Origin of the sequence: Bradyrhizobium sp. 197 (genome assembly GCF_023073375.1) — a bacterium.
Classification (GTDB): Bacteria; Pseudomonadota; Alphaproteobacteria; order Rhizobiales; family Xanthobacteraceae; genus Bradyrhizobium.
In genome coordinates this window covers 132372-150060 of the sequence record NZ_JADPJJ010000055.1, presented here as the reverse complement: position 1 = coordinate 150060, position 17689 = coordinate 132372, and the positions used below count along the sequence as shown (strand labels likewise).

14 protein-coding genes and 1 pseudogene are annotated in these 17689 nt (G+C 63.5%); 10 read left to right on the top strand and 5 right to left on the bottom strand.

Annotation, left to right across the window (positions count from 1 at the left end):
• Positions 1 to 5: 5 nt before the first annotated feature.
• A complete protein-coding gene (locus IVB27_RS12040) occupies positions 6 to 821 on the bottom strand; it encodes an alpha/beta fold hydrolase (RefSeq protein WP_524536480.1) in 816 nt (271 codons plus the stop codon).
• A gap of 198 nt (positions 822 to 1019) precedes the next feature.
• Between IVB27_RS12040 and IVB27_RS12035 the strand changes: the two genes are divergently transcribed.
• The 4 genes from IVB27_RS12035 (at position 1020) to IVB27_RS12020 (ending at position 6413) form a co-directional block, all read left to right on the top strand.
• The gene (locus tag IVB27_RS12035; RefSeq protein ID WP_247443788.1) at positions 1020 to 1781 is read left to right on the top strand and encodes an SDR family NAD(P)-dependent oxidoreductase; all 762 of its coding nucleotides are present in this window, start codon (positions 1020 to 1022) and stop codon (positions 1779 to 1781) included.
• Positions 1782 to 1824: 43 nt separating this feature from the next.
• Positions 1825 to 2661 carry an enoyl-CoA hydratase family protein gene (locus IVB27_RS12030; RefSeq protein ID WP_247443786.1) on the top strand — a complete coding sequence of 279 codons (837 nt, stop codon included), beginning with the start codon at positions 1825 to 1827 and terminating at the stop codon, positions 2659 to 2661.
• Positions 2662 to 2755: 94 nt separating this feature from the next.
• Positions 2756 to 5107, top strand: coding sequence for a bifunctional salicylyl-CoA 5-hydroxylase/oxidoreductase (locus tag IVB27_RS12025; RefSeq protein WP_247443784.1), 2352 nt, complete (start codon positions 2756 to 2758; stop codon positions 5105 to 5107).
• 55 nt (positions 5108 to 5162) lie between these two features.
• Entirely contained in the window at positions 5163 to 6413 is a 1251-nt protein-coding gene (locus IVB27_RS12020) for a flavin-dependent oxidoreductase (RefSeq protein WP_247443782.1), read from the top strand.
• Between the two features lie 9 nt (positions 6414 to 6422).
• Here the strand turns inward: IVB27_RS12020 and IVB27_RS12015 are convergent, their stop codons facing one another.
• The gene (locus tag IVB27_RS12015; protein WP_247350717.1) at positions 6423 to 6878 is read right to left on the bottom strand and encodes a cupin domain-containing protein; all 456 of its coding nucleotides are present in this window, start codon (positions 6876 to 6878) and stop codon (positions 6423 to 6425) included.
• Between the two features lie 27 nt (positions 6879 to 6905).
• Positions 6906 to 8081 carry an ABC transporter substrate-binding protein gene (locus tag IVB27_RS12010; protein ID WP_247443780.1) on the bottom strand — a complete coding sequence of 392 codons (1176 nt, stop codon included), beginning with the start codon at positions 8079 to 8081 and terminating at the stop codon, positions 6906 to 6908.
• Positions 8082 to 8330: 249 nt separating this feature from the next.
• On the opposite strand from IVB27_RS12010, the gene IVB27_RS12005 reads away from it, so the two are divergent.
• The 3 genes from IVB27_RS12005 (at position 8331) to IVB27_RS11995 (ending at position 11165) form a co-directional block, all read left to right on the top strand.
• Entirely contained in the window at positions 8331 to 8849 is a 519-nt protein-coding gene (locus IVB27_RS12005; RefSeq protein ID WP_247443778.1) for a MarR family winged helix-turn-helix transcriptional regulator, read from the top strand.
• Positions 8850 to 8995: 146 nt separating this feature from the next.
• On the top strand, positions 8996 to 10687 hold the full coding sequence (locus IVB27_RS12000; RefSeq protein ID WP_247443776.1) for a benzoate-CoA ligase family protein: 1692 nt from the start codon (positions 8996 to 8998) through the stop codon (positions 10685 to 10687).
• A 19-nt stretch (positions 10688 to 10706) separates the two neighbouring features.
• Positions 10707 to 11165 carry a RidA family protein gene (locus IVB27_RS11995; RefSeq protein ID WP_524536479.1) on the top strand — a complete coding sequence of 153 codons (459 nt, stop codon included), beginning with the start codon at positions 10707 to 10709 and terminating at the stop codon, positions 11163 to 11165.
• Between the two features lie 36 nt (positions 11166 to 11201).
• Here IVB27_RS11995 and IVB27_RS11990 read toward each other — a convergent pair whose 3' ends face one another.
• Together IVB27_RS11990 and IVB27_RS11985 are read right to left on the bottom strand one after the other, a co-directional pair.
• Positions 11202 to 12176 (bottom strand): CHAD domain-containing protein, encoded by a 975-nt coding sequence (locus tag IVB27_RS11990; protein WP_247443773.1) that lies wholly within the window; start codon positions 12174 to 12176, stop codon positions 11202 to 11204.
• Positions 12177 to 12217: 41 nt separating this feature from the next.
• Positions 12218 to 13744 (bottom strand): bifunctional aminoglycoside phosphotransferase/ATP-binding protein, encoded by a 1527-nt coding sequence (locus IVB27_RS11985; protein WP_247443772.1) that lies wholly within the window; start codon positions 13742 to 13744, stop codon positions 12218 to 12220.
• 188 nt (positions 13745 to 13932) lie between these two features.
• Here IVB27_RS11985 and IVB27_RS11980 point away from each other — a divergent pair, with 188 nt between their 5' ends.
• From IVB27_RS11980 to IVB27_RS43270, 3 genes and pseudogenes are all read left to right on the top strand, one after another.
• Entirely contained in the window at positions 13933 to 14772 is an 840-nt protein-coding gene (locus IVB27_RS11980; protein WP_247443771.1) for a universal stress protein, read from the top strand.
• Between the two features lie 69 nt (positions 14773 to 14841).
• The gene (locus tag IVB27_RS11975) at positions 14842 to 17535 is read left to right on the top strand and encodes a bifunctional acetate--CoA ligase family protein/GNAT family N-acetyltransferase (RefSeq protein WP_247443770.1); all 2694 of its coding nucleotides are present in this window, start codon (positions 14842 to 14844) and stop codon (positions 17533 to 17535) included.
• Positions 17534 to 17685 (top strand): annotated as a pseudogene (locus IVB27_RS43270) (cyclic nucleotide-binding domain-containing protein); the annotation flags it as partial. The gene IVB27_RS11975 and the pseudogene IVB27_RS43270, both read left to right, overlap by 2 nt.
• Between the last annotated feature and the right edge of the window lie 4 nt (positions 17686 to 17689).

Below are 17689 nucleotides of genomic sequence, written 5' to 3'. Positions count from 1 at the left end.
TTACCCTACGTTTTGGTCGCGACGGAGTTCAGGAACCGGCCGAGGGCCCCGTCAAAGGCATCGGGGCGCTCAAGGTTCGCAAGATGGCCGGCACCGGCCAACTCGACATATTCGGCAGATGGAATGTAGGTCGCCGTCTTCGCCATCATGGCGGCCGACGCGTTGTTGTCCCTGGAGCCGGACAGCAGCAGCGTCGGAATGGAAATGTCCTTGAGGGTGGCTCGCTGATCGAATCCAATCAAGGCCAGCATTATGGCGCGATAGCTCGCCTCGGGCACGCTTGCCATGCACTCGCGAGCGAGCTCCATTCCCTTGGGATCAGGATCGTCGCCCACGAGTTCCTCCACCAGAGAGGGCGCCATCGACTTCATCGTTTCCCCGCGATCGAGCGGTACCAGGCGTGCGGCGATAAACGATTTCTGCCAATCGCCATCGGCCTTGCCGAAGGCCGGGCTGGTCTGCGCCAGCACGACTGCGCGCGCCAGTTTTGGGGATTGCACCAGCCATTTCTGGACGATCATGCCGCCGATGGAATGGCCAACCAGAATGGGCCTGCTCGCACCAAGCTGCTCGATGAATTGCTGGAGCGCATCGGCCAGGGCAGCGATGCTGACGCTGGCGAGCGGCGCCGATCCGCCATAGCCCGGCATGTCCCACGCAATCGCGTGGAAGCGGTCGCCGAATGTAGCAAGCTGCTGCCGCCAGGCCCGTGCCGCACCGCCGATGCCGTGCAGGAAAATCAGAGGCGTCGCGCCCGGATCGCCGACGGCTTCATAGGCGAAGCGGCCGTCCTTTGTTATCATTGGCGCAGGCTGCGACACGCGACATCCTTTTGCTCGGCCCTTTGATGCTAACAGGCCTGTGAGGGATGGGAAGAGATAATTTTATACTTAAAGCAATTTTTGGGCCGGTCGTTGGCGTGCAGTTGTTCGCGGTGCCAAGTCGAGGCTTGTTTGCAAAAGTTTGAAGGTTAAAATATATCCGAGAGAGCGATCAGCAAAATGCAAGGAAGCCAGCGCATGTCCGGATTACCGCATTCGCCGCACGCGCTGGTGACCGGTGGCGGTCGCGGCATCGGTCGCGCCATCGCGGCAGCGCTCGTCGAGGCCGGCGCCACGGTGACGGTGCTTGGCCGGAACGCCGCGACGCTTGAAGAGGCCGTCAGTGCAGGAGCTGCGCATTTCGCGGCCGTCGCCGACGTCTCGAACGAAACCTCTTTGAAGGCCGCCATCGCTGAAGCGAGCGCGCGGCAGCCGATCGACATTCTGATCGCCAACGCGGGAAGTGCCGAGTCCGCGCCGTTCTTCAAATCCGACAGCGCCCTGTTCGCGCGCATGATGGACGTCAATTTCATGGGCGTGGTCCATGCCATCAGCGGTGTGCTGCCCGGGATGAAGGATCGCCCCTACGGGCGCATCGTCGCGATCGCGTCGACGGCCGGGCTCAAGGGCTATGCCTACGTCAGCGCGTACACTGCGGCCAAGCATGCTGTGGTCGGTCTCGTGCGGTCCCTTGCTATCGAGATGGCCGGCAGCAGCGTGACCGTAAACGCGGTGTGCCCGGGTTTCACCGACACGGATCTCGTCGCCGGCAGCATCGAAAACATCATGAAAAAGACGGGGCGTAGCCGCGAGCAAGCCATTGCCGAGCTCGCGAAACATAATCCGCAGGGGCGGCTGATCTCTCCTCAGGAGGTCGCGGATGCCGTGCTCTGGCTGTGCGGCGAGGGCGCCGGCGCAATCACGGGACAGGCGATCGCCGTTGCCGGTGGTGAAATCTAGCACGTATGGCGCAGGCGCGGAACAAAGAAGCTAAGGAGATCGCATGAGCAGACCAGCCAACCCCGTGACCTTGCCGCTCGCGGACTATTCGCCGCAGCACTTCCTGTTGGCCGTAGTCGATGGCGTTGCAACAGTTACGCTCAATCGTCCGGAACGGAAGAATCCGCTGACCTTCGAGAGCTATCGCGAACTCACCGATTTCTTTCGCGCTTGCGCGTTCGATGATGCGGTCAAGTCCATCGTCATGACAGGCGCCGGTGCCAATTTCTCGTCCGGCGGCGATGTGTTCGAGATCATCGGTCCGCTCGTGAAGATGGACACCAAGGGGCTGACGGCGTTTACGCGGATGACCGGCGACCTCGTCAAAGCGATGCGGGCCTGCCCGCAGCCGATCGTTGCGGCGGTCGAAGGGATCTGCGCCGGCGCGGGCGCGATCATCGCCATGGCGTCGGACATGCGGCTTACGGCGAGCGGGACCAAGGTCGCATTCCTCTTCAACAAGGTGGGCCTTGCTGGATGTGACATGGGCGCCTGCGCGATCCTGCCGCGGATCATCGGACAGTCCCGCGCCTCCGAGTTGCTCTACACCGGCCGGTTCATGACTGCGGAGGAGGGCGAGCGCTGGGGCTTCTTCAGCCGCATCGTCACATCGGAGCAGGTGCTGCCCCAGGCACAGCTGCTGGCCAAGCAGATTGCGGAGGGACCGACCTTCGCCAACACCATGACCAAGCGGATGCTGGCCATGGAATGGGCGATGTCGGTGGAGGAGGCGATCGAGGCGGAAGCTGTTGCTCAAGCGCTGTGCATGACGACGGCGGATTTCGAACGGGCCTTCGAGGCCTTCGCCAACAAGGTCAAGCCGGTCTTCAGGGGCGACTAAGCCGGGCTTTACCGGCATCCTGCCGCAATGGGGACTTGCGCGAAATTAGTTTAGGCTTAAAATAGTTTCAGCGGGTTGAATTGGCGAGGCTCCCATGAAAGTCGCGATCATTGGTGGTGGACCTGCGGGTCTCTACGCTGCAATCCTGCTCAAAAAGCAGCGGCCGAGCGCTGAGATTACGGTGTACGAGCGCAACCGCGCGGACGACACTTTCGGCTTCGGCGTGGTGTTCTCAGACGCGACGCTCGATAATTTCGAGAAGCACGATCTTCCGAGCTATCGCCGTATCACCCAGGAATTCGCCTACTGGGATGACATCGCCGTGCACTTCCGCGGAACGGTCCATCGGGTCGGCGGCAACGGCTTCTGTGGCTGCTCGCGGCAGAAGCTGCTCCTGATCCTCCAGGCGCGGGCGCGCGAACTGGGCGTCGCCCTGAATTTCGAAGCGGACGTCGAGGACGAATCCAGCTTCGCCGACGCCGATCTCATCCTGCTCGCGGACGGCATCAACAGCCGCTTCCGCGACAAATACGTCGATCATTTCGCGCCGGAAGTCGACCTCCGTACCAACAAGTTTGCCTGGATGGGCTCGACCAGGCCGCTGGATGCCTTCACCTTCATCTTCCAGGAGACGGAGTGGGGACCGTTCATCGCCCATGCCTATCAATATCAAGCCGGGCACTCGACCTGGATTTTCGAGACCGATCCGGAGACGTTCGAACGCGCGGGACTGACGGGTCTGAACGAGACCCAATCCGCCGCGCGGATGGCTGAGATCTTCGGCTGGTTCCTCGAAGGGCACCAACTGCTCACCAACCGCTCGACCTGGCGCAACTTCCCGATGATCCGCAGCAAACGCTGGGTTAAGGACAACATGGTGCTGCTCGGCGACGCCAAGGCGACCGCGCATTTCTCGATCGGCTCGGGCACCAAGCTCGCGATGGAAGACGCGATCGCGCTGGCTGACGCGATGGAGAAAGCGCCCAGCATCAAGGCGGCGCTGGACGTCTATGAGCACGGCCGCCGCGAAGAGGTCGAGAAGACGCAGCACGCCGCTGACGTCTCGCTGGTCTGGTTCGAACATGTCGACCGCTTCTGGGATTTTGATCCCGTGCAGTTCGCCTTCGGCGTGATGACGCGCTCGAAGGCGATCACCTATGACAATCTGAAGCTCCGCGCGCCCGATTTCGTGGCTGAGGTTGAGAAATCGTTTGCCAGGCAGGTCCATGACAGCGGCTTCGACGTCGACGTCGACAAGCCGATGGTGCCGCTGTTTCAGCCGTTCCGCTTGCGCGAGATGGAGATCGCCAACCGCGCCGTGGTGTCGCCGATGTGCATGTACTCGGCGAAGGAGGGCGTGCCGACCGATTTCCATCTGGTGCATTACGGATCGCGCGCGATCGGCGGCGCCGGCCTGATCTTCACGGAGATGACCTGCGTTGCCCGCGACGCCCGCATCACGCCCGGCTGCACAGGACTGTGGAATGACGAGCAGGAGGCGTCGTGGTGGCGCATCGTTGATTTCGTTCATGCCAATTCGACTGCGAAAATCTGCCTGCAATTGGGCCACGCCGGGCGCAAGGGCGCGACCAAGCTGATGTGGGACGGCATGGATCGTCCGCTGGAGGAGGGCGGCTGGGAGGTGTTCTCCGCATCGCCGCTGCCCTATTTCCCCGACAGCCAGGTTCCGCGTGAGCTCGATCGCGCCGGCATGGATGCGGTGAGGGACGCTTTCGTCGCGGCGGCCGAGCGCGGCGAACGCTGCGGTTTCGACATGCTCGAACTGCACTGCGCCCACGGCTATCTGCTCGCGAGCTTCATTTCGCCGCTGACGAATACGCGGACGGATGATTATGGCGGATCGCTCGCCAATCGCCTGCGCTTCCCGCTCGAAATTTTCGAGGCGCTGCGGGCCGTGTGGCCGTCGCACAAGCCGATGTCGGTGCGCATTTCCGCGACCGACTGGGCCGAGGGTGGTATCGGCGGCGATGACGCGGTGGCGATCGCGCGCGCTTTTGCCGAAGCCGGCGTCGATCTCGTCGACGTCTCAACCGGGCAGACCGTGCGCGATGCGCAGCCGGTCTATGGGCGCATGTTCCAGACCCCGTTCTCCGACCAGGTCCGCAATGAGGCTCGCGTGGCCACGATGTGCGTCGGCAACATCACGACCGCCGACCAGGCCAACACCATCCTGGCTGCCGGCCGGGCGGACCTCGTCGCGCTCGGGCGGCCGCATCTGGTCGATCCCTTCTTCACCATGCGGGCTGCAGCCTGGTACGGAGCAGGCGACGCGTTCTGCCCGCCGCAGTATCTTCCCGGAAAAGATCAGATTTTCCGCAACAGCGTACGGGACCGACAGGATCTCGAGGAGCTGAGAATTAAGGCTAAGCCCAAGACCCGGGCCGAGCTCAAGGCGGAGGCGACAAAGCCGCTTGCGGCGGAGTGACCGCCCGTGCGAATTTGGCCGCATTGCCTGGTGTGTATCGAGTGGAGTGAGGGCGATGAAGGCGATTATCGTCGGTGGCGGTGTCGGTGGTCTCACCACCGCATTGATGTTGCGCTCGCGGGGCCTGGCTTGCGAGATATTCGAGCAGTCCGACACCATCCGCGAGCTTGGCGTCGGCATCAACACGCTGCCGCATGCCATGCGCGAGCTGGCGGGCCTCGGGCTGCTCCAGCAGTTAGACGATGTCGCGATCCGTACCGACCAGCTCTATTACCTCAACCGTCACGGCCAGGAGGTCTGGCGCGAGGCCCGCGGCATCGACGCCGGGCACGATGTGCCGCAATTCTCGATCCACCGCGGCCGCCTTCAGGGCGTCATTCATCGGGCCGTCGAGGAGCGGCTCGGGCCGGAGGCAATCCACACCGGTTGCCGCCTCGGCGCCTTCACGCAGGACGAGGGCGGCGTCACCGCTTACTTCTTCGACCGCTCAGGCGCGCACATTCACACCGCGCGCGGCGACATTCTGATTGGTGCCGACGGCATCCATTCGCGGGTCCGCGACACGCTGTTTCCGAGCGAGGGGCCGCCGTGCTGGAACGGCCTGATGCTGTGGCGTGGTGCGCGAGATTGGCCGCTGTTCCTCACCGGCAAGTCGATGATCGTCGCCGGTGGCCTCAACGCCAAGGTGGTGATCTATCCCATCGCGGAGGGATCGAGCCCCGCGAGCCGTCTCACCAACTGGGCGGTGCTAGTGAAGGTCGGCGAGGGCAATGCCCCGCCGCCGCGAAAGGAAGACTGGTCCCGGCCGGGGCGGCGCGAGGAGCTGATGCCGCATGTCGCGCGCTTCTCGGTGCCTTACATCGACGTGAAGAGCCTGATCTCGGCCACGCCCGAGTTCTACGAATATCCGACCTGCGACCGCGATCCGTTACCCTATTGGTCGTCCGGGCGCGTCACGCTGCTCGGCGATGCCGCGCATCCGATGTATCCGGTCGGCTCCAATGGCGCCTCGCAGGCAATCCTCGATGCACGCTGCCTCGCCGACACGCTGGTGCGCGCCGAGCACCCGCGCCAGGCGTTGCTTGAATACGAGAAGAAGCGCCTGCCGATGACCGCTGACATCGTCCGCTCCAACCGTCGCGGCGGCCCCGAGGGCGTCATCGACGCCGTCGAGCAACTCGCGCCTGACGGCTTCGACAATGTCGACAACGTGCTGAGCTATCCCCAGCGCGAAGCCATCGTACGCGGCTATGCCACCAAAGCCGGCTTCGCTGCCGTGCCGGGACTTGCGGCGGTGCGCGCTTAGGATGCGCTGCTAGCCGCCGGAAGGCGGCGGCAGGAAGTGGATGTTGAACTCGGCCGCCATCGCCACCACGTCCTCCGGCTTCTGCTCCTTCATGTTGTGAAGGCCCCAGAACAGGTCGAACAGCTTGCGGGTCGGCGAGACCCAGAACAGCACTTTTGCGGTCTGCTCCGACTTGTTGAAGATGCCATGCGGCACGCCCATGCCGAGCCGAATCAGATCTCCCGCGGTCGCCTGCGACTCGGAATGGCCGAGCATGAAATCGAGATTGCCCTCCAGCATGTAGAGATATTCATCCTGGTCGGGATGAATGTGCGGCGGTACGAACGTGCCCGGCGGCAGCGTCGCGTGCCAGGAGAAGCTGTGCTCTGTGTTGCTCTTCGGCACATAGGTCTGGCCGAGGATGTTCCACGAGATGCCCTGGATCCCCTCATTGGCCCGCGTGATGCCGGTGATTTCGCTCTTCATTGTGATCCTCCCATAACGCGATGCGGCTTAGTTCGCCGCCTTGCAGTCCTTGGCGTAACGGTCGCCGTAATTCTCAAAAACCTTCTGGACGATCTCGGTCTGGAACTTGCCGTCCGCGCGCTTGGCGACCTTGGTCAGGTAGAAATCCTGGATCGGATAGCCGTTGGTGTTGAACTTGAAGGCGCCGCGCAGTGAGGTGAAGTCGGCCTTTTTCAGCGCGGCCCCAACTGCATCCTTGTTCGAGAGATCTCCCTTCACGGCTTTGACGGCGCTGTCGATCAGCATCGCGGCATCGTACGCCTGGAAGGCGTAGGTGCCTGGCACGCTGTTGTAGGCGGCCTCGTAGGCGGCGACGAACTTCTTGTTCTGGGGATTGTCGAGATTTGGAGCCCAGTTCGCGCCGCCGAACATGCCAACCGCGGCGTCCTGCTGCGCCGGCAAGGTCGATTCATCCACCGTGAAAGCCGAGAGCACCGGAATGCTGTCGGCGAGGCCTGCCTGCTTGTATTGCTTGACGAGATTGACGCCGAGGCCGCCCGGCATGAACGTGAAAAGAGCATCGGGCTTCTGCGACGAAATCTTGGAAAGCTCCGGCTGGAAGTCCAGCGTGTTGAGCGGCATGTAGGATTCCTCGACGATCTCACCCTTGTAGTCGAGCTTGAAGCCGGCGACCGAGTCCTTGCCGGCCTGATAGTTCGGCACCATCAGATACATGCGCTTGTAGCCGCGATCCTGCGCGACCTTGCCGAGGATTTCGTGCACCTGATCGTTCTGGTACGAGGTTACATAAAAGAACGGATTGCAGTCCTTGCCGGCAAAAGTAGATGGGCCGGCGTTGGGGCTGATCAGGAAGGTTTTCGATTCCGTGACCGGCCGGTGGATCGCCTGGAGGATGTTGGAGAAGATCGGGCCGACCACGAAGTCGACCTTGTCGCGTTCCAGAAGGCCCTTGACCTTGGTGACCGCTGCGTCCGGCTTCAATTCGTCGTCGACCACGACGACCTCGACATCGCGGCCGCCCATCTTGCCGCCGAGATCCTTCATCCCGAGCGCAAAGCCGTCGCGAACCTGTTGGCCGAGCGCGGCGGCGGGTCCCGAGAGGGTCACGATCACACCCAGCTTGATCTTCTCCTGGGCGAAGGAAGGGCTCACCGCGGTGCCAAGCAGCAAGGCGGCTGCGGCCAAGGTCATCTGCGTCTTCATGATCAGTCCCCCGTGACGACGGCCTTGCGCTGCAAGCCGCTACTCCAATCCAAGTTTATGCCGATGATTGCTGCCGCGGCAAGCGAGCTCAGGGCGTCGTCATGCTGCGCGCAGCCGCGCATGCAAGCGGCGCGCCAATTATTTGAAGCCTAAAGAAATCAGCGTGCGGTCGATTGTTGCGGCTTTAGGCTTGCAGCCGGCTTCGATTTATTTGAAGCTCAAAACGTTGGGGAATCCGTGCCCGCGCCAATGCCGGCCGTGAGTGACTACATCAACATGCTCGATTCCGAGACCAAGGCCGTCGAAACTCCGGAGGATCACGCCGAAGAGCTTAGGCTGTGGCTGCGCCTCTTAACCTGCACGACCCTGATCGAGGGCGAGGTCCGTGGCCGGTTGCGGCAGCGCTTCGACGTCACATTGCCTCGTTTCGACCTGATGGCGCAGCTCGACAAGACGCCTGACGGCATGACGCTGTCCGACGTTTCCAAGCGCATGATGGTGTCGAACGGCAACGTGACCGGCCTCGTCGAACGCCTCGTGGAATCCGGTCATCTCGACCGCCGCACTTCGGAGACGGACCGCCGCGTCCAGGTGATTCGCCTCACGAAAGTCGGTCGCGTCGAGTTCCGCAAAATGGCCGCGGAACACGAGACCTGGATCGCCGATTTGTTCGCCGATCTGACGCCGAAGGATGTACGCGAATTGATGCGGCTCCTTGCCAAGACCAAGGCATCGGCGCAGAAATCAGCCGGTCGTCGCCGGACCTAGGTCCACGGCTGACGCCCCACCAATCCCATTTGCCGCCGGAAAAAGCACAGGATGCCCAAAATCCGCTATTGCACCAAATTGTTTTAAGCATAAAATGTTTTCGAGTTAGTGCTGCCGGGTGCTTTCCATGCCGAAAGGAGCGTGCGATGGCCAACGCCGCTAAGGTTCAAGTCTCGGGCTCGCATGACGGCAACGCCGCAACGGCTCATGTCGATGCGTTCGCGCGGCAACATCTGCCGCCGCGAGAGTTTTTGCCCGAATTCATTTTCTCGCGTCCCGAGCTGCAATATCCGCCCCGCTTGAACTGCGTCAGCTATTTCCTCGACCGCTGGGTCGAGCAGGGACATGGCGACGCCCCTTGCGTCATCAACCCCGCTGGCAGCTACACCTATCGCGAGTTGCAAGAGCTCGTGAACCGCATAGCCAATGTACTGGTCGGCAGGCTTGGTCTTGTGACCGGCGAACGCGTGCTGCTGCGCTCGGCCAACAATCCGATGATGGTTGCGACCTACCTCGCGGTGATCAAGGCTGGCGGCATCGTCGTCGCGACCATGCCGTTGCTCCGCGCCAAGGAGCTGTCATATCCGATCCAGAAGGCGGAGATCACACTGGCGCTCTGCGATGGAAAACTCGCCGAGGAAATGGAGAAGGCGAAAGCCGCAGCACCCGGCCTCAGGCACGTGGTCTATTGGGGCAACGGGGCCGGCGACTCGCTCGAGGCGCTGATGGCGGATGCAAGTCCGGAGTTCAGAGCTGTCGATACTGCCTCCGACGACATCTGCCTGATCGCCTTCACGTCGGGCACGACCGGCGATCCCAAAGGCACCATGCATTTCCACCGCGACATGCTGGCGGTCTGCGATGGTTATGCGCGCAACATCTTGCGTGCGGAGCAGAAGGATCGCTTCGTCGGCTCGGCACCGCTCGCCTTCACGTTTGGCTTCGGTGGCGTGCTGTTTCCGATGCACATCGGCGCCTCCTTCGTCGTTCTGGAGAAGACAGCGCCCGACGACATTCTGAACGCCATCGAGCAGCACAAGATCACGGTCTGCTTCACCGCGCCGACCGCGTACCGGGCGATGATCGGCAAGCTCCCGGGCCGCGACATTTCCACGCTCCGCAAATGCGTGTCCGCCGGCGAGACGCTGCCCAAGCCGACATTCGATGCCTGGCTGAAGGCGACCGGCATCAAGCTGATGGACGGCATCGGTTCGACCGAGCTGCTGCATATCTTCATCAGCGCCACCGAGGACGAGATTCGCCCGGGTGCGACAGGCAAGCCGGTGCCGGGGTATGAAGCCAAGATCGTCGACGATTCCGGCAATGATTTGCCGCCCGGCACGATAGGACAGCTCGCGGTACGCGGGCCGACCGGTTGCCGCTATCTCGCCGACGAGCGGCAGCGCAAATACGTCCAGAACGGCTGGAACATCACGGGCGACACCTACCTGATGGATAGCGACGGCTATTTCTGGTACCAGTCGCGCTCGGACGACATGATCGTGTCGGCCGGCTACAACATCGCAGGCACGGACGTCGAGGCGGCGCTGCTCACGCATCCCTCTGTCGTCGAGTGCGGGGTCGTCGGTGCGCCGGACGAGGCGCGCGGCATGATCGTGAAGGCCTATGTCATTGCCGCGCCTGGCGTGACGCCCGACGATCAGCTGGTCACCGCGTTGCAGGAGCATGTCAAGCGCGAGATCGCGCCATACAAATATCCGCGCGCGATCGAGTTCGTGACGCAGCTACCGAAGACCGAGACTGGCAAGTTAAAACGCTTCGCCCTGCGGCAACTGGCGCAAACCGCAGTGACGTCCTCTGGCGTCGCGGCGGAATGAGAAGGATAGAGAATTGTCCGTGACGACGCCGAAAGGCCCGCACCTCGCGGTGCTGCCGACAGCAGCCGAGGACGAAACCCGCTCCAGGGCGCAGGTACTTCAGCCGTCTGGTTGGCCGGTGCCGAAAGGCTATGCCAACGGCATGGCCGCCGAGGGACGCATCGTCGTCACTGGCGGCGTGATCGGCTGGGATGCCGAGGAACGTCTCGCGGAGGGTTTTGTCGCGCAGGTGCGCCAATCCCTGGGCAACATCGCCGCGATCCTCGCGGAGGCCGGTGCGCAGCCCGAGCATTTGGTGCGGCTGACCTGGTACGTCGTCGACATGGACGAGTACCTGACGAACCTCAAAGAGCTCGGCAAGGCCTACCGCACCATCTTCGGCGCGCACTATCCGGCGATGGCGCTGGTTCAGGTGGTCCGCCTCGTCGAGAAGGCGGCGCGCGTCGAAATCGAGGCCACCGCCGTCATTCCGCGCTGAGCCGTGCCCGGTTTCAGCTCGCCTTGGCGAGATCACCTAATCCTCACGCTCCGCATTCGGCGCAAGGTCGGCGGAGCGGAACGGCTTGGCCTTGTCCAGTTTCCGGTAGGCGTCCGAGGCGGTCCGCAACAGCTTCTTTTCGCGCTTGCGGCTGAGGAAGCGAATGCCCGCCTCGGGGACGGCCTCTTTCAATGACGCGGCCAGGGTCTGCCCTCGCGCATCGTCGTTCAACTGTCCCAGCGACTTTTGCGCCTTGCGCAATTGCTTGAGGATCGACTTCTGCTTCGTCAACGTGTCGTCGGCGAACAGGTCCTCCAGCGACTCGATCGAATAGGTCAGCCGCTTGTTGAGAAGCCGCAGCCTGTGCCGTTCCTCGACGTTGAGCTTGCGGAGCTTGCGCGCCTTCTTGAGCAGCGTCGTTTCCCACTCCGTGAGTTGCGCCGTCGCGTGGTCGGCAAGCGGGCAGCGGCGCAACCGGATGGCCTCCTTGCTGCGCCGGGTCGACCAGGGGCCGCTCTCGATCCAGCTGGAGGTCTGCTCGACGAGACGGCGATATCGCGCGGATTGCAGCGCGCGCGCCAGCAGACGATGGCTCTCGGCGCGCTTCTCGTCCCAGTGCTGAAGTTCGGCAATCACGGTCAACTCGCCGCCGCTCTCGGCGATGACTCGCTCGATCGCCACGTCGAGGTCCCGCACCATGCCGAGTTGGCTGTTGAGCCATTTCAGTTCGGTCCAGACCTGCGGGCGCAGGGCGTCATCCACCATCGGCGAGAAGAAGCGGATGGCGGTGCGTAGATGCGTCAGTGCGATTCGGATCTGGTGCAGCGCCTCTGGATCGCCGCGGCAGGTGCCGTCATGCTGGGCAAGAACGGCGTCGAGGTGACGGCGGGCAATGATGCGGAAGGCCGTGTCGCAGACCATACCGGGGCTGAGCCGGCCGGGCAGGGCGTTGCGCTTCGCCGCAGGCTTGGCGCGCGCGGCCGCCGTCGAACTCGTGCTGGGTCGCGCCATCCTTACCCGCGTCAAACAGATTGCCTTATCTGCAGATTGCCTTACTTGCTCTCGGCGATCGCGTCCCGGCAGTTCTGGAGCGTCTGCTCTTGCGTCCCGGATGCATCGATGGTCGCCCAACCGACATGGCCGATATTATAGTGCTCTTGCAGCGCGGCAACTTCTTGCGTGGCGTCGGATGCGTCGCCCCGGCGGCTTCCGATCCGCGCCTGCCGGGTCGCGAGGTCCGCAACCAGAAATAGGCCGCTCAGCGGCACGTTGCGCTCGCGTGCCAGTGCGGCGACCGCGTCTCGTTCGTTCTCGCGGGCGAATACGCCGTCGATGATCGCCGAATGGCCTTGCGCCAGCACCCGCCGGGCGTGCTGAGCCAACATGTCGTAAACGCGGGCTGTAACCTCCGGCGTGTATGCGGATGCCGGCAGCTTGTGCGTCTCCTCGACCCCGAACATCTGCTTGCGGACGACGTCGCTGCGCAGCACGACGGCCCCCGGCTGCGGCGTAACGACCGGTGCGAGTGCGCGTGCCAAAATCGTCTTTCCGGTGCCTGACAGTCCGCCGACCGCGATCAGGCGGGGAGCGGGAGGGTGTATCAGCGCCCGGGCGAGGCCAAAATAGCGCCGTGCGTCGTCCACGATCCCGGGATTGCTAGAATGTGACGGCTTCAGCCGTGCCAGGGTCACCTGGGCGCGGATCGCGGCCCGGACGGACATGAACAGCGGCAATGCGGAGAGCGCGTCGAGATTTTCGGGCGGCGTCGCGGCGAGATAACGGTTCAGCACGATGTTGGCCGCGTATCGTTGATCATGGCGCAGCAGGTCCATCAGCGTGAATGCGAGATCGTAGAGCACGTCGATGGTTGCGATCTGGGCATCAAACTCGATGGCGTCGAACAGCACTGGCTTTTTGTCGATCGACACGATGTTCGCAAGATGCAGGTCGCCGTGGCAGCGGCGCACGAAGCCCTGACGGCTGCGCTCTATGAGCGGCGGCCGGAGGCCCCTGAACATCGCGAGCGAGGCTGTACCGAGCCGTGCAATCTCTCCGGCTTCGAAGCCGGTCCGCAGGCCATTGCTGTTGCCGTCGATCAGGCCGGGGATGGAGGAAACCCATGCCTCGCCGTCGGCGGGGATCGCCGCGGCATGCGAAGCCACGATGGCGTCGGCGACAGCCGAGGCAAAATTAGCATCCAGCGGACCGGCCTTGGCCAGATGGTCCAGCGTCCGGCTCTCGTCGAAGCGCGACATCTCGACCGCATACTCGATCGGCCGGCCGGGGCCGTCGACCTTCACCGATCCGTCGGGCTCTTCCGTGATCGCCACGACCCGATGATAGATCTGCGGCGCCTGCGGCCGGTTGATCCTGAGCTCCTCCTCGCACGCCGCCTTGCGCTTCTCGAGAGTCGAATAATCGAGGAACGGAAACTGCACGGCGCGCTTGATTTTCAGCGCGCGCCTGCCTTCGAGAAAAACCGAAGCTGCGTGCGTATCGATCCGCCTCACGCCTGGATGCATGACAGAATCGGTGAGCGCCGCAAAGATCCGGTCCTGGGTCGCAGAATCCTCTGTCATTCCAGTTGGCACTTCCACATGCATCGAAAGGCGGTCCACCAAGCGACAGGTTAACCCTTAGGAGGAGATCGCGGCCAGTCCTTGACCTTGGTCAACGCCTGTCCCGGCTGGCGGAGTTCCCCGGGCTTGACGAGGATCAAGCGTCCCGACGAAGCCGAGCCTAATATAGCGGTCAAAGGAGAATCCCGATGCCCATCAAGGACGTCTTTCTGCCGCTTGTCGGCCAGCCGCGCGAGCCGGCCCTTGCTGCGATCGAGAAATGCGTTGCCGTTGCCGCCGACCTCGGCGCCAGGATCACCGCGCTGGCACTCGAAGAGGATGTTTTCGTGCGGCCGAAGGTGATGCTCCCAGACGATTCCGATGCCGCCGAGGCAAAAGGGTTGCTCGAGGCCGGCGACATGCAGCAGCTCCTGAATGCGTTCAGCCATGCGACGTCCCGCGCCAACATTCGCGCTCACAGCCGATCGGCCAAGGTGCCGGCCGACCAGATCGCGTCAATCCTGGCCGAGCACGGGCGTTTCAGCGATCTCACGCTGGTCCCCGTGAAGCCGCACGACAGCCGGACGGAGCACATCATCGAGACGCTCCTGTTCGAATCCGGGCGGCCAGTGCTGCTCTGCCCGGAGCAGCATGTGGACGAACTGCGACCGCAATTCGAGAACGTTATGATCGCATGGGATCACTCCGCGCGCGCGGCGCGAGCGGCCGGTGACGCGCTGCCTATCCTTCAGGCAGCTACCTCGGTCCGCGTGGTGACCGTGGCGGACGACAAGTCCGACCGGATCGTGCAATCCGGGACGGCTTTGGTCGATCACTTAAGGGAGCACGGGATCTACGCCTCGTTCGAAACCACGACGGGCAGCGGCAGTTCGATCGGCAAGGTGCTGGGAAGCTGGGCGAATTCCCATGCCATCGATGCGATCGTGATGGGTGCCTACCATCATTCGCGCCTGAACGAGATCGTTTGGGGCGGTGTGACAAAGACCGTCATTGGCGAGCCACCGTGCTGGGTTATGATCTCGCACTAGGCGGGTAGCCAGTTCATCGGCCTGATCGTCAACCATCGGAACCGCCACCGACCGGGCGCATTTGCTTTCATGTCAACTTATCGTCTGAAGAACCTGCTGTCGCCGCGTTCCGTTGCGCTCGTCGGTGCGAGCGCCCGCCCGGTCTCCGTTGGACGCGCCATTCTGGAGAACATTCGGAAGGCTGAATTCACGGGCCAGTTCGGCCTCGTCAATTCGCGCCATGCCGAGATCGGCGGCGTCGCGGCGGTGGACAGCCTCGACAAACTGTCGTTCGTGCCCGAACTCGTGGTCATCACCGCGCCGGCGCGCGCGGTTCCCGACATTATCGATCAAGCCGGCCGTCGCGGCTCGGCGGGCGCGCTGATCGTCTCGGCCGGGCTCGGTCACGGACCGGGGTCCCCGCACGAGGCCGCCATCGCGGCGGCACGCAAATTCGGCATGCGGCTGATCGGGCCGAACTGCCTCGGCATCATGATGCCCGGCGTGAGCCTCAATGCGAGTTTTGCCGCGCACATGCCGGGGGCGGGAAATCTCGCGCTGATTTCGCAATCGGGTGCCATCGCGGCCGGCATGGTCGATTGGGCCGCGCAGCGCGGCGTCGGCTTCTCCGGCATCATCTCGATCGGCAATCAGATTGACGTCGATATTGCCGATCTGCTCGACTATTTCGCGATGGATCACAAGACTCGTGCGATCCTGCTCTATATCGAGGCCATCAAGGACGCGCGGAAGTTCATGTCGGCAGCGCGCGCCGCGGCGCGCGTGAAGCCGGTCGTCGTGGTCAAATCCGGCCGCATGGCGCAGGGCGCGAGGGCGGCAGCCACCCACACCGGTGCGCTCGCGGGCGCCGACGCCGTCTATGACGCGGCGTTCCGCCGCGCGGGCGTCCTGCGGGTCTCCGATCTGCGCGAGCTGTTCGATTGCGCCGAGACGCTCGGCCGCGTCGAATCCCCGGCCGGAAAGCGCCTCGCCATCCTGACCAATGGCGGCGGCATCGGCGTCCTCGCCATTGACCGATTGGTCGAACTCGGCGGCATTCCGGCGGGCATCTCGGCGGAGGCCTGCAAGAAGCTCGATGATGCGCTGCCGCCGACCTGGTCCGGCGCTAATCCCGTCGACATCGTGGGCGACGCCGATGCGTCGCGCTATGCGGCGGCGCTGGAGGTGCTGCTCGCCGATTCCGGCAATGACGCTGTCCTGGTCCTCAATGTGCAGACAGCGATCGCCTCGGCTGCCGATATCGCAACGATGGTGACCGAACGCGTCAAGGCATATCGCCAGAAGCACCGCAGTTGGGCCAAGCCCGTGCTCGCCTCGTGGATCGGAGCAGACCAGAACATCATCGAAACACTGTCTGGCGCCGGCATTCCGAACTATCCAACCGAAGACGACGCGGTACGCGGCTTCATGTACCTCGTGAGGCATCGCGAAGTCGTGGAGGAGCTGAGCCAGGTTCCTCCGGCGATGCCCGATACGTTCGCGCCTGACGCCCTGGCTGCCAGGCAGATTGTTACGTCTGCGATCGCCGACGGTCGCGAATGGCTCGAACCCGTCGAGATCAAGCTTCTGCTGGAGGCTTATGACATCGCAATGGTTCCGACCTATGCCGCCACTGATGTCGAGCAGGCGGTAGCCTACGCGAAAGAAATCTTCGCGCAAGGCGCCACCGTCGTGCTGAAAATCATGTCGCGCGACATCGTCCACAAATCCGATGTTGGCGGCGTCGTGCTCAATCTGACCGTGCCCGAGGCGGTGCGCACCGCTGCCACCGACATTATCGCTCGGGCAAGGAAGCTGCGTCCCGAAGCTCGCATCGAGGGCGTCATCGTGCAGGCGATGGTCGTCAAGGCGAAGGCGCGCGAGCTGATCCTGGGCCTCGCCGACGACCCCACCTTCGGCGCCGTCGTTGTCTTCGGCCGCGGCGGGATCGCGGTCGAGATCATCGACGACAGGGCGCTTGCGCTGCCGCCGCTCGATCTGCAACTGGCCCGCGACCTGATCGACCGCACGCGCGTGTCACGGCTGCTTCGCGCTTACCGGGACGTGCCGGCGGTGAAGCCCGACGCCGTCGCCATGGTCCTGGTCAAGCTGGCGCAGATGGCCGCCGACATTCCCGAGATCCGCGAATTCGACATCAATCCGCTGCTCGCGGATGAAACCGGCATCACCGCGGTCGATGCCCGCGTCGCGGTCGGGCCGCCGCAACGGAAGTTTGCCGGCTCAGGTCCTGCCAACTTCGCCGTTCGGGCCTATCCGTCGCAATGGGAACGCCGCCTCGAGCTCAAGGACGGCTGGCGCATCTTCGTGCGGCCCTTGCGTCCCGAAGACGAACCGACCATCCACGAATTCCTGCGTCACGTCACGGCGCACGACCTTCGCCTGCGTTTCTTCGCGCCGATGAAGGAGTTCACCCACGAGTTCATCGCGCGCCTGACCCAGCTCGACTATGCGCGCGCGATGGCATTTATCGCATTCGACGAGGCGACCGGCGAGATGGTGGGCGTGGTCCGGCTCCATTCGGACTCGATCTACGAGAGCGGCGAATACGCGATCCTGCTGCGGTCCGATCTCAAGGGCAGGGGGCTGGGCTGGGCGCTGATGCAACTGATCATCGACTACGCGAAGTCGGAAGGGCTCAAAGCGATCTCCGGTGATGTTCTCAGGGAGAACACCACGATGCTTGAGATGTGTCGCCAGCTCGGCTTCGAGGTGAGGCCGGATCCCGCCGAGCCCGATATTTGCGACGTCAGGCTGAAACTCTGAGCATCTCGGACGTCGCGTCCATTTTGCCTCCGGCGAGACGTGTTCTCCGAGGAGGACATCACAACCTCGTTCTACAATCTCCTCGAGGGCGTCATGCGGCTATACAAGCTGCTGCCCGACGGCCGGCGTCGAGGCTCTGGCCGCGGCCTGACCT

Excerpts from the sequence above, each read along its gene's own strand:
- IVB27_RS12035 (WP_247443788.1), top strand. The coding sequence starts at position 1,020 with ATGTCCGGATTACCGCATTCGCCGCACGCGCTGGTGACCGGTGGCGGT.
- IVB27_RS12030 (WP_247443786.1), top strand. The coding sequence starts at position 1,825 with ATGAGCAGACCAGCCAACCCCGTGACCTTGCCGCTCGCGGACTATTCG.
- IVB27_RS12025 (WP_247443784.1), top strand. The coding sequence starts at position 2,756 with ATGAAAGTCGCGATCATTGGTGGTGGACCTGCGGGTCTCTACGCTGCA.
- IVB27_RS12020 (WP_247443782.1), top strand. The coding sequence starts at position 5,163 with ATGAAGGCGATTATCGTCGGTGGCGGTGTCGGTGGTCTCACCACCGCA.
- IVB27_RS12015 (WP_247350717.1), bottom strand. The coding sequence starts at position 6,878 with ATGAAGAGCGAAATCACCGGCATCACGCGGGCCAATGAGGGGATCCAG.
- IVB27_RS12010 (WP_247443780.1), bottom strand. The coding sequence starts at position 8,081 with ATGAAGACGCAGATGACCTTGGCCGCAGCCGCCTTGCTGCTTGGCACC.
- IVB27_RS12005 (WP_247443778.1), top strand. The coding sequence starts at position 8,331 with ATGCCGGCCGTGAGTGACTACATCAACATGCTCGATTCCGAGACCAAG.
- IVB27_RS12000 (WP_247443776.1), top strand. The coding sequence starts at position 8,996 with ATGGCCAACGCCGCTAAGGTTCAAGTCTCGGGCTCGCATGACGGCAAC.
- IVB27_RS11990 (WP_247443773.1), bottom strand. The coding sequence starts at position 12,176 with ATGGCGCGACCCAGCACGAGTTCGACGGCGGCCGCGCGCGCCAAGCCT.
- IVB27_RS11985 (WP_247443772.1), bottom strand. The coding sequence starts at position 13,744 with ATGACAGAGGATTCTGCGACCCAGGACCGGATCTTTGCGGCGCTCACC.
- IVB27_RS11980 (WP_247443771.1), top strand. The coding sequence starts at position 13,933 with ATGCCCATCAAGGACGTCTTTCTGCCGCTTGTCGGCCAGCCGCGCGAG.
- IVB27_RS11975 (WP_247443770.1), top strand. The coding sequence starts at position 14,842 with ATGTCAACTTATCGTCTGAAGAACCTGCTGTCGCCGCGTTCCGTTGCG.